General features: G+C 33.6%; 8 protein-coding genes and 2 pseudogenes. 2 read left to right on the forward strand and 8 right to left on the reverse strand.

What is annotated here, in order from left to right:
- The first annotated feature begins 424 nt into the window (after window positions 1-424).
- Window positions 425-622, forward strand: coding sequence for a hypothetical protein (locus tag VB694_RS10835; RefSeq protein WP_323360328.1), 198 nt, complete (start codon window positions 425-427; stop codon window positions 620-622).
- Window positions 623-766: 144 nt separating this feature from the next.
- On the opposite strand, the gene VB694_RS10840 is transcribed toward VB694_RS10835, so the two are convergent.
- The 6 genes from VB694_RS10840 to VB694_RS10865 all read right to left on the reverse strand — a co-directional run bounded on the left by VB694_RS10840 (window position 767) and on the right by VB694_RS10865 (window position 9518).
- On the reverse strand, window positions 767-2116 hold the full coding sequence (locus VB694_RS10840; RefSeq protein WP_323360329.1) for a TldD/PmbA family protein: 1350 nt from the start codon (window positions 2114-2116) through the stop codon (window positions 767-769).
- Between the two features lie 3 nt (window positions 2117-2119).
- On the reverse strand, window positions 2120-2842 hold the full coding sequence (locus VB694_RS10845) for a Uma2 family endonuclease (RefSeq protein ID WP_323360330.1): 723 nt from the start codon (window positions 2840-2842) through the stop codon (window positions 2120-2122).
- 57 nt (window positions 2843-2899) lie between these two features.
- On the reverse strand, window positions 2900-3559 hold the full coding sequence (locus VB694_RS10850; protein ID WP_323360331.1) for a Uma2 family endonuclease: 660 nt from the start codon (window positions 3557-3559) through the stop codon (window positions 2900-2902).
- A gap of 127 nt (window positions 3560-3686) precedes the next feature.
- The gene (locus VB694_RS10855) at window positions 3687-5975 is read right to left on the reverse strand and encodes a dynamin family protein (RefSeq protein ID WP_323360332.1); all 2289 of its coding nucleotides are present in this window, start codon (window positions 5973-5975) and stop codon (window positions 3687-3689) included.
- A gap of 14 nt (window positions 5976-5989) precedes the next feature.
- The gene (locus tag VB694_RS10860; RefSeq protein WP_323360333.1) at window positions 5990-6892 is read right to left on the reverse strand and encodes a hypothetical protein; all 903 of its coding nucleotides are present in this window, start codon (window positions 6890-6892) and stop codon (window positions 5990-5992) included.
- A 28-nt stretch (window positions 6893-6920) separates the two neighbouring features.
- On the reverse strand, window positions 6921-9518 hold the full coding sequence (locus tag VB694_RS10865; RefSeq protein WP_323360334.1) for a dynamin family protein: 2598 nt from the start codon (window positions 9516-9518) through the stop codon (window positions 6921-6923).
- A gap of 338 nt (window positions 9519-9856) precedes the next feature.
- Between VB694_RS10865 and VB694_RS10870 the strand changes: the two are divergent.
- Window positions 9857-10324: pseudogene (locus tag VB694_RS10870) on the forward strand (Uma2 family endonuclease); the annotation flags it as partial.
- A 1-nt stretch (window position 10325) separates the two neighbouring features.
- Here the strand turns inward: VB694_RS10870 and VB694_RS10875 are convergent.
- Window positions 10326-10829 (reverse strand): annotated as a pseudogene (locus VB694_RS10875) (PmbA/TldA family metallopeptidase); the annotation flags it as partial.
- A 243-nt stretch (window positions 10830-11072) separates the two neighbouring features.
- Window positions 11073-12545, reverse strand: a complete 1473-nt coding sequence (gene cysS / locus VB694_RS10880; protein ID WP_323360405.1) for a cysteine--tRNA ligase — start codon at window positions 12543-12545, stop codon at window positions 11073-11075.
- Window positions 12546-12630: the final 85 nt, after the last annotated feature.

Raw genomic sequence — 12630 nt, forward strand, 5'->3', positions numbered from 1 at the left:
ATGTTGAGTTGACTTAACTTTTAGTTCAACATTCAAAATTTAATTCTCAGCACTCACAACTCTGAAGCCACAAAGCACTATGGCTGATGCCAAGCTATTAGCAGAAAAAAATATAATCATCAAGAGGAAAAATCTCCTGCTTAATTAAAAAAAAGTTGTTTTTGCAAATTTATCTGGGTATATCTCCCAGTTTAGTGATCGATAACACAGAATTTGCGGCTATATAACAGTTATCTTTAGAAAAGATTAAGTAAAAACTAAGAATTTTAGGGGTAGGCATGGATCACATCTTACCCCATTTGACAAATGTTAGATTTAGCTTGTTTGGTGTCTGTCTTGTTCCATCTGGGCAAAACAATCATCAATGCCAAATCCAAAATCTAAAATTGTTTGATTCTGGAAGTAAAATGAGGAATGAGGAACTATGGCTCAAATTTCAGCTTCTAGCACTGGCCAGATTTCTCGTAATGCTCAAATTTGGCAAAACCTTAAATATGCCATCTCTGCTAGTTCCGGTTTCCAAAGCTGGCAACTAGAGAGCAATGCTCAATTAAAAGGTCTACGCCTAGAACAGCAAGTACAACGCTATTTACGAGAAACTTTAGAAACTTTAGCTTATTAACAACACAAGACATTTCAAAATTATCAAAGATTTAACGTTTTTAATCTTATACGGTTTAGATTACTTTACAGTCTTAACATTGTGGCTGAAGTTATCTGAACCGTATTGTTTTCTTCACTATTTACTATTCACAGCTAGATGATATTACAAAGTGTATGTGAAATCTTCTACCAATATTCCTGGAACTAAACTACCACCTAATTGGCGACTGCTGTATGTTCCAACTTCGGGAATAAATTCTTGAAAGTTAGTTAAATCAACTAAATTTTCTGCTCCCCAAAAACGATAAAGACTTTCATCAAAACGTAAATTTTCAATTGGTGCGACTATTTCCCCATTTTCTACCCAAAAGCAAGCATAACGGGTCATACCTGTAATTCTACCAGTTGGGCGATCGCTCCAGTTTAAATAATGCAAATTAGAAACATATAATCCTGTATCTAAACTAGATAAAATCTGCTCAAAAGCCAAATTACCTGTACTTATTTCTGGAGAACGCAAGGTTTCTGAAGCATTAGCACCATTAGCAGGCTTATTATATTCCTTCGCTGTGCGGGAATTAACCAAGCTATTTACCAAAACTCCTTTATCTATTAAAGTTAACTCCGATGCTGCCATTTCTCCCAAGTTATTAAATCTAGGAACTAAACCCAATTTAAAGTTTTCCTTTAAAATAAATTTTGGTGAAAGTTGTTTTTCTTGACGTGATAAAGCAGCTAAAGCACTATTACCCTGTTGAATATCAGCTTCACTAATAGCACCCCAGGAAAGCATACCCAATAAATCAGCTACCGCAGCGGGAGCAAAATAAGTTTTATATTGTCCTTTTGGCAATTCTTTAACAGGACGAGATAGCATTTCTAATTGCTGCTTACCATCATTTATTTTAGCTAAATAAGCGGTTTCATTCCATTCAATATCGGCAAAAGTTCCTTTTACAGCTTGTCCTAATGCCATAAATAAGGAATAATCTAAATTAAAATAATCGGTAGCAAACCAGTGTTTTTGTCCGCTAGAATCACCATAACCTCTGATGACAATTCCTCCAGCATATATTCCAGTAAAATCTAAATTAGCAACAGTTTCTAGAATACTGGTAACTAATATTTCTGGAGTTAGTAACTTACCAATATTAACTTCTCTACTGCTATTATTTCCTGATGGTATTACTAAATAAGGATCAACTGGTAATAATGGTAATTCATCACGTAATTCTTGTAAAGCTGTGTATGCTAATTCCCAATCTATTTCCCAATTACCAGTAAAGGGAAATTGACGAAAACTAATGCGTTGATTTGCTATTAATGTCAGTTGAATCGAACCATCATTAACATAACCTGTTTGTCTAACTTTCGCACAATTAAAGCGGGTAAATTGACTAGTTTCGCTGCTGAGTCTCACCGTAAAATGTTCATTTTCTGCTTTTTTAATCAGCAGAGTTTCCACAAGTTGATTAAAAGTTTTTTCTAACGTTGATAATTCTGCAATTTTCATTTTTTAAATTGTCTCTGGATCAATATTTAGTTCTCTTAATTTTGCTGCTAAACGTTCAGCTTTTCTAGCTTCCTGTTCTGCTCTTTCAGCTTCTCGTGCTGCTCTTTTGGCTTCCTCTTCTGCGGTTTCTTCTGGTGTAGGTACTAATTCTCCTTCTGGGGTAAAATACCGTAACAACCCTTCATTAATTCCTAAATATAAACCTAATTGCTCACTCCACAAATATCCTTTTTCATTTGCTGCTAAAGGTTGATATTTATTATCTACTAAATGAAAACCAGCAAATTCTAATGTATAAGGATCAAACCAAAAATAATCAGGTGTTCTAAATGTATTTTGATAAAGTTCTTTTTTATATCCTCTATCAGTGGTAGCTGTAGTTGGTGAAAGAATTTCTAAAATGAAATTGGGATATTTACCATTTTCTTCCCACACTACCCAACTTTTACGAGTCTTGCGTTCAGTTCCCAAAACAACAAAAAAATCAGGACCCCGGAAAAATTCTGATTTCTTTTGGTGAGGACTATAATAAATAGTCAGATTTCCCGCAGCATAGAAATCAGTTCTATCTTTCCACAACCATTCTAGACATTTGAAAAGTAAAATTATTTGTCGTAGATGCAATTCTGTTTCCACGGGTGGTTCATCACTATATAAATCACTAGGGGGAAATATGACATCTAGGGAGATGTTTTCTGCAAGTTCTAATTCTTGTGCAATGATCATATTGATATGGCATCAAGTAGCTATTTGTTGATTGTAGCATTAAGTAAATATTAGAGCCTAGATTTTCTCTGGATCAATATTTAATTCTCGTAATTTTGCTGCTAACCGTTCTGCGGTTTCTTCTGGTGTTGGGACTAAATCACCTTCAGGAGTAAAATACCTTAATAAACCCTCATAAATTCCTAAATATAAACCTAACTGTTCACTCCATAAATATCCTTTTTCATTTGGTTCTATAGGTTGATATTTGCCATTTGTTAAATAAAAACCGGCAAATTCTAATGTATAAGGATCAAACCAAAAATAATCAGGTGTTCTAAATGTATTTTGATAAAGTTCTTTTTTAGTCACTTTATCACTGTTTGCTGTACTGGGTGAGAGAATTTCTATAATTACATTAGGATATTTACCATCTTCGTCCCAGACTACCCAACTTTTGCGGGTTTTTCTTTCTGTTCCTAACACTACAAAAAAATCAGGACCTCTTAAATTTTCATTTTTTTTCTGGTTAGGACTATAATAAATAGTTAAATTTCCCGCAGCATAGAAATCATTTCTATCTTTCCATAACCATTTGAGACATTTAATTAAGAGCATAATTTGCTCTAAATGCAGTTCTGTTTCCACTGGTGGTTCATCGCTATATAAATCACTGGGAGGAAATACGACATCTGGGAAGATATCTTTTGTTTGTTCTATGTCTTGTGCAATGATCATATTGATATGGCATCAAGTAGTTGTTTGTTGATTGTAGCATTGATTCAAGAAGATTTGACTTGTGTGTTTCAACAAATCAATAACATTCAAAATTTCTGGTGTAATTTCTATAACAGCATCATTATTTCTACTGCGAAAGTGAATGATTACTTTTTAGTGCAATAGATAATTGTCGTAATTTATCACTAACTTCTAAATTAGATGTTTGAGATTTTAAATTATTTGGTATTTCCGCTAATAAAAGTGGATTTCCTTGTAACCATTCATTTAGTGCTACACCAGTCCAAGTTCCTTCTTTCTCTCTAAAACTATCAACTAAATTCTGGAGTTCTTGACGATAATAAGACTCAAAACCCGCAGCGTCAAAAATTGCATAACGCAAATATTCTGCAAAAGCATTAATATCATTTTCCACTTCAAAAACTACAGCTTGTTGTGCAGGTATCAACTCACTAGCAACATCCATTGCTATTTGTGCGACAACTCCTGTTACTCCTAATACTTGTTGACGAATTTCTGGGTGATAAAGTAAATCTGCACCGTATTTTACATATCTTTTGAGAACACTATAAGCAAGTTCTTTACCTATATAGTAGTTATCTACAATTTCAACATCTACTCCTAAATCTTTAATGATTTGATTGCGAGTAGGACTATTCACAGGTCCTCTGATTAATGCTTCTGCTACTGGACGTGCAAAACGCAAAAATAACACACTTAAACTATTTTCTAATTTCGCCAAAAAATAATCTTCTGAATTTTCAATTAATCTGGCTTTAACTTGACTACTTCCCCATAGCAACTTTGTCATATATTCAACTAAGTTTAAGGCTTCATTTTTTAATTCTAAAGCCAGTTCATGGGCAATTTTTGACAACAGTTTGCTGATATCAACATATAAATCATCACGCCAAAGATAGTTAGCTTTTGTTGCATCAAAGTTGGGAAATGAGTTAGCCAGAAAAATAGTATCTTTCTTGTTTAATGTTTCCTGTCTGAGTTTAGCAATTTCATGATCTACAATTTGTAAATAGCGTTCTCTAAATTTCTCGATTGGTACTAAAGAATTAGTGGTTAAATTATCTAAAGATTTATGAGCAACTGAATCGCCATAATATTTTTGTAAATCGGCTTTAATAGTCAACCATTTTTGATTCCACCATTCTGCAAATAAAACCCGACGATTATTTTCAGCCACTAATTTAGCTTCTTCGGGATTTTCTGGATAGTTTTTACTTACTAGACGATAAATTTCTTCCGAAGTGCTGACAATTTTCTCAATGGATGCTTCACATCTTTTCTTTAAAATAGCAACTCTTTCTGTATTAATATAATTGAATATTTTATCTTTGATTTCAGGAATACCAGTTCCATTTTGTATAAGATGTTCTTTATCAGTAATTCCCGTTAATCTCTGTAAATGAGATTGAATAATAGTAGCGTCTCCAATTTCTAACTTAGTTTGTTCTGCTGCCAGATTATTTAATAATAAATATGCACCAGCAGAACCATAAACTATTCTTTGACTGGGTAATTTTGCCCGTTTTAACCAATCTTGAGATGCTTCTTGAATGTGAGTTTTTAAGGCTTCTGCACTACCTAATGAATCAATTCTACTTAAAAATACAAAAAGTTTATCAGCAACGGTAACGTTTTGATCTCCTTGTTCTGTAAATTTAATAATTTCTTGTTCCTTCTCTTTGAGATTAGGATCACGCTGTACTAAGATCACAGCATCACAATCTGATAACATTTCTTGTGCTTCATCAACGTGCTTTGCTAAACCTGAATCTAAACCAGGAACATCATAAAAAACAATTCCCTCAGCTTGAGCAAGTTTGTTTGTATAAAGTCTAGCTTCTAACACAGCATGAGCATATTTTTCATCTGCGACATATTTTTTTAATGGTTCTCTGATATCTTCTAATCTAGTAAAGGGAAAAGTACGATTTCCGTCTGTTCTAACTTGTTGTAAAGTTATTTGATTAGTGCGAATAGTATTCAAGTCTTCTTGTGCTTTGGCTGTTTCTAAGTCTTGAATTAATTTACTAAATTCCTGCTCAGTTTTTGCTTGTACTTCTAATTTTTGTTCTGATTCATTTTGTACGGAATAAATTTGTGTGGTGGTAAATGTACATCTTCCTCCTTTTGCGGGGAGTAAGTCACATTCTAACCAAGCATTAATAAAGGTGCTTTTTCCGGCTTTTTCTAACCCGACTACAGCAATACGAAACTCGCGTTTTTTGAGTCTTTCTAGTTGACGACGGGTAGGTTGTGCTTCTTGGATGAGTATTTCTTGTAATTTGGTGGGAATTTCTGTTGGTATGAGGTTGATTAAATCTAGCGCACGTCTTTGGATGTTTAAAGCTTCGGTGAGACGGGTTTCGTAGTAGGAAGATGCTGTTTTCCAGTCCATTTTTTAGATAGTCCTTAAATACGGTTAAATTTTTCTAAACCAGATACAGATAAATATTTGAGACAAGCTAATTGTCTAACAGTACCTTGTCGTCCATCAGTAGGAAGATTTGTTTTTAAGGTATATCTTACTTTATTCCCAATCATTTTCTCTGCATCATCAACATGAATATTGATTCTCACATAAACTTCTCTTTCTTCACTCACATTTGTAATATCTTCATTGGTTGTGGATAAAGACTGATCAATACTATCAGTAATAGTCTCATTTTCTGCACTTGTACATAAAAAATATGAAGCGTTCTCTATCAATGTTTCTATTTGAGAAACATCAATTGGATCATCCTTTCTTATATTTCTTTTCCCATTTCTTTTGATATTTCTTACTACAGATGCAGGTACAATAAGACGCAAGGCTATGCGTGCATAAACTTTTTGTGGTGGTAATGGCAAACTTTGATGATTTTGTTTTTCTTTCTGTTCTTCTTTCTGATTTTGGAGATATATAACACAAGAAGGAACGCCTACAATTAAAATTCCTATTGCGACAATTTGATATAATTCCATCTTCTCTATTTCCTCATTTTTAGGTAAACTAAGCAGTTCCTTAAAAACTTTTAATAAGTTATTAAGTATATCTTCATATTTTTTTTTATCCTTTAGGTGTTTTGTTAAAATCTTAATGACACCCGATGATATAGATGATGATATGGATAAGTCATCACTTAATGATCCATAATTTTGAATCTGAAAACGTTGACAAATTTCTTTAGCTTTATCTGGAGCAAGTAAATGGATTACTCTGGATAAAACTCCTTTTCTATCACCTTTTATTTGTTTATAAATTGTATAAAAAACCTCTTGATAGAGGTCTTCTATAACCTGTTCTGGGGAAGATACTATTTTTCCGTTATTCATCTTATTGAGTTTTTTGGATAAATTTTATTTAGTTTCCCAATTTCAAGCCAGAAAATTCTTCTTTTAAATTCTTAGCCTTTTCTTGCATAGGTAGCCAAAGATTTTTCTCTTGTTCATAATCTATGGCAATTTCTTGTTTAGCTTTATCAAGTCTTTCTTGATATCGGTCAATAATATCATTCTGGATTTTGTCTACATTTTTTTTTAGAACATCAATTTGCTCGAATAACCATTTAGTTATTTGATTAACTATTCCTGTCTGTTCATCTAAAGTTTGGATGATCCAGGTTTCAAATAACTCTCCTAAACTGGGTATTACAGCATTATCACTAGGTCTTGGAGTATAGTCAATGTATTTCTTTTGCTCGACGACACCTTCATATATAAAATCATTGAAGAATCCTTTAACAGTACCACCAAGCCAGTCCCAACCAGACTTTCCTTTAGTATTTCTCCGGTGTGCTTCTTGTATTGTAATCTTGGTTTGATCTGTCCCATATCCCGTACTCAGGGTTTCTTTCTTTTCTAACCAAGTTCCTTCTGTAATTGTAAATCCTGCTCTAAACTGAAAATTAAATTCAAGTTTCTTATCAACTTTACTCAGTTCGGAATCAGGAAATGTTATTGCCATATTAGATGCTATGTCATTTGTTCTTTTTTCAAGATAAGATAAATGGCAACGGAACAATTCAGACACTGACTCAAAAATTCTATTTAATTCTTGCTTAGATATTTGCTTCAACACATCATTTATAACAATATTTAGGTGTAAAGCTAGTTGATTCAGTTCGTCATTGAGTTGTTTGAGTTTCTTTTTCTCTGCCTCTGTTTTTGCTTCTATTGTTGTACCATTTTTAGCAACTGAAGCTGTATAGTCTAAATCAACTAAACGCTTTAAGCAACTTTCTAGTAATTTTACTTGTATAACATCTGCTTTTTTTAAATTTGGACTGTCTAGACTTACTCTTCCAGTTTCTAAAGACTTCGCCACTGCTTCTAATATTTCCATGAGTCCTCTTCTTAACTCATTAGACCATGCAAAGAGTGGAAATAATTTTTGATTCAAATCACTATATGGTTCGATACGCTGGAGTTCATCAATTATCTCTCTGATATAAGTTACAACATCATCATCTGACTCTTCTGCTAAAACTTGTTTAACTTTTGTCTCTAGTTTTTCAAACGGATCTCTTAATTGTTTATTGCTAACTTGCAAAAAAAGCTCAAGTGATGATCTAATATGCGATATATTTTCACATTCCTTTTGATATTTTTCTTCAGAACTATTAAGAATAGCTGTAGTTGTTTGTAAAGACCATCTTCCGATAGCATCTCCAGCAGATTCATGAAACCGTTTTATAATTTCTGGTATTACTAGTTTCGGAAAATGTTGTGTAATATGATCCCTCAAATTTTGTTGAAATTCTTCAGCATAAGAAATTTTCCACAGTCCTTCAGCAAATCCAAGGCGATTTTGTTTAGACCATTCTTCTGGCATTGCTGACAAGCCTTTTTTATATTTCCTATCAATTAATCCAGTGAACTGTTGTGCTTTTGTACAAATATCAACTCCTTTCTGTGCTTTAGCAACTCTACTTTTATCATGTTCAGTCCACTTCTCTTCATTACTGGATAAATCTTCTAACACATCTTCTAATGATACATCTTCTAATGATTCCTCTATTGCTACAATTTGAAGAGATAGGAAAGCAGGTAACGTACTCAGCTTTACTACTTCTAATTTCTCAATTTCTTCTGTATATTCTTTTAATCGTTCAGTTAATTCATTTTTAATACTACTAATAGTATTTTGAATAAACCGATTTTCTGTTTCTGGCCAGTTTCTATCTGCTCGAAAAACATCAATTTTATTCAAAACGAAAAGCATCCGCGCAGGAGAACCTTCTAAATCTTTTACTTGCTGTACTACCTCTTGCAATAAAATTTTTACTTTCTCTTTATCGGTTTCCGCACTGTTATAAGTAACTATACATAAAGCCTCTTGACACTCTTGTTTAATAACATTAGCATTACCTTGATCACCCACATAAGCTAAACCAGGTAAATCAAGAATACTGACTCTTGTTCCTTTTGGTAATTGTAATTGAGATTCTTTTAACAGTCGAAAAGGATAAGTAATTGTAGATTGTGGACAGGCTAAATTTGGTTGTGTTTCTCTATTTTCGATGTAACTTATCATTGCTTTATAAAGACGCTGATAAATTTTATCGTCACTAATTCCTTTCCATTCTCCACACTCCCATAACGCCCCCGGTGTTTCATGGATGATCAGAGATTTTTCTTTACTATATTCAATTGTCACTGCTCCTGCACTCATTTCACTAACTGCAACGGGAACAATTTCCGCACCACATAATAAATTTACCAAAGTGCTTTTACCACTGCTGGTTGTTCCGGTTGTAGCAAGAGTAAGGGTAGGATTTTGTAATTCGTAAACTAGCTGAGTTAATGCTGTTTCTAATTTATCTGACAGTTCTTGTATTTCCGGTTGATAACTCTCTGGTAAATGCTGAGATATTTCTGTATGAAAGTTATTCCAGTATTGTGCAAGTAGTTTGGCTTTAAACTCGATTTCTTCAAATACCTTATATACTTGATTACTCATATAGTTTTAACTATTAGTTTTATTTTTGACTGTTTAAACATACCTTTATATCTTATACATAGTAATAACCTGTGTCAAGATTGAAACAGGTTTAAAATTTAATTTTTTGTATCTTTTTTATAAACAAGTAATACTTATTTTTAAATATTATGTAGATAATTAAAGTTGTGTAAACAATGACTTAAGAATAAATAACCAATATCAATTTAGCAAATTGAGAAAATAGAAACAGCGATTCAAGATAATGAGAAGATTGTAAATTGCATCTACACAAACAAAATCTTGGGAAATGAGATAAAATAATAATACAATAATAATTATTATTCAAGAGGTGAATCGTGGTTAAAACTTTAACTAAAGCAGTAACCTTTGATGAGTTTATCCAATCCTATCCAGATACAGGATTACGCTATGAATTACATAATGGAATAATTGTTGATATGAACCCACCATTAGGAGATCATGAATTAGTTATTGGTTTTTTAGTCCGTAAATTATCAGCAGAATTAGATAAACTTGATCTTCCTTATCTCATACCTAAAACAACATTGGTTAAATCATCAACTTCTGAATCTGCTTTTGCACCAGACATTTTATTACTAAATCCTGAGAACTTAGTTAATGAACCTTTATGGAAAAAAGAATCAACCATTACTCAAGCTGCTTCTGTTCCTTTAGTAATAGAAATTGTTAGTAGTAATTGGCAAACAGATTATTCGACTAAAACCAATGAATATGAATCAATGGGTATTCCTGAATATTGGATTGTTGATTATGCTGCTTTCGGTGCTAGAAGGTTTATTGGTAAATGATTTTTTGATAAACTTCTGAGCCGTTACTACTAACAAACCAAGTCTCTTTTTCACTGGTGTTAGTATTAGCGGTAGTTTGGACAATTTTATCATTAATTTTCAGGGTGTGACAAATACGAATTAATAAATCGTTGATTTCCCCTGGACTAATAGCGTCTAATGGTTCAAAGAAAGGTGAGTTATATTCACCGACGACTTTGGGACGGGTATTTTGACTAAAGGGATATATCCAAAATTTATTTGCTGCGATCGCTTGTTTATAAGCTATTTCCGCTGCATTTTGCAAGGATGATAATGTTAAGGAATTGCTAGCAGCATAACCTATGCTACCATTGACCATGACTTCAATCATTGCTCCCATTGTTAATGATTTACCATTGCTTTTGGGTAAACCATCACGAACATAATGGTTTCTGCTTGTTTCTTTAACAGCGCGAATACCGATCCAATCAGCAGGGATGTTAAAATGAGAAATTGCGTTTGTTAGTTCTTTCCACATGGTATTAATTAAAAATTAAAAAATCAAAGTTGAAAATCTCTGTTTACGTATAGTAGTCAGGTAAGGCGATAAGATCCCCGACTTCTTTTATTTATTATGTTCACAAATTATAAATTGATGTTAGAAGTCGGGGATCTGGGTATGAACCATTGCTATAGCTGAACATTTACATTTTTACATTTATTATAAATTAGGTATCATTCAAGGTGCGTTACAGATTTGATATTAACGCACCCTAAAATACTACAATGTTATGGGCTTAATAGTAGGATGAGAAAGTGTGCCATCTTTTGTATCAATTAAGGTAATTCCTTTGATTAATAATTCATCACGAATTCTGTCAGCTTCCGCAAAGTTTTTTGCTTTTCTAGCTTCCAGTCTTTTGTCAACTAACTTTTGAATTTCTTCTGTACTTATACCATCAGTTGCAGGTTTTTCTTCTTCTATTTTGGCAGTTAAACCTAAAACATCTGCTAGTGTTAACAGAGTTTGCCATTGTTTAAATAATTCATCTGCGGGAGTTTCTGTTTTTCCTTGATGAACAATGATATTTCCTTCCTTCCTTAATTCTTTGGCTAATTCAAAAATTACCGCTAAACCACCAGGAAAATTAAAATCATCATCCACTGCGTTGGTGAATTTCTCAGCTTCTGATTTATCAATGTTAGAATTATTTAATTCGAGATTTTCCCAACCCAATTGTTTACCATGCTGATAGCCAAATAACAAACCTTCTTTGATAGTATGCCAGCCGTTGGTTGCTGCTAAAATTGCTTCATCGGTAAAATCAATTGGTTTGCGATATTGTGCCATTAACACAAATAATCTTAATGCCATCGGGTCAACACCACGATCTAACAAATCGCGGATAGTGGTAAAATTGCCCAAAGACTTGGACATTTTTTCACCATCTACCTTAACCATGCCATTGTGTAACCAGTAATTTGCTAAAGGTTTACCAGTTACTGCTTCTGATTGGGCAATTTCGTTTTCGTGATGTGGGAAAATTAAGTCAGCACCACCAGCATGAATATCTATGGTATCACCCAGGCGATCGCGCACCATCGCTGAACATTCAATATGCCATCCGGGACGGCCTTTTCCCCAAGGTGACTCCCAAGACGGTTCTGAAGGTTTTGCTGCTTTCCACAAGGCAAAATCAAAGGGATCTTTCTTTTTTTGATATTCTGGATCTTCTACGTTTACCCGTTCACTCGCACCAGCTTGTAAATCTTCTAATTTGCGTCCTGAAAGTTTGCCATATTCATCAAACTTTCGCACCGCATAATAAACATCACCATGAGACGGATAAGCAAAACCTTTCTGTTCTAAATCATGAATTAATCTTTGAATACCGTTCATGGTATGGGTCGCACGGGGATATTCATCAGCTTCTTTAATTCCCAAACGTGCCATATCTTCAAAATATGCCTTGATAAAGCGTTCTGATACCGCTTCCATTGTCGAATTTTCTGTCCGTGCGCGGTTAAGAATTTTATCATCAATATCCGTGAAATTCTGGATATAACGCACATCATAACCGATAAACTGAAGATAGCGCCGCACTACATCCCAAACAATACACGCTCTAGCATGACCCAAATGACAGTAATCATATACCGTCACACCGCAATAATACATCTTTACCTTTCCAGGTTCGACGGTGGTAAATGGTTCTTGACGACGGGTGAGAGTATTGTAAATAGATAGGGTCATAATAGAGGAATAAGGCATCTAACGATTAGCAATGATAGCGTATGTAGTGAGTAACCGGATAGGTAAGAGAAATGGAATTAAAAGC

The organism is Anabaena sp. UHCC 0451, assembly GCF_034931405.1.
Lineage (GTDB): Bacteria > Cyanobacteriota > Cyanobacteriia > Cyanobacteriales > Nostocaceae > RDYJ01.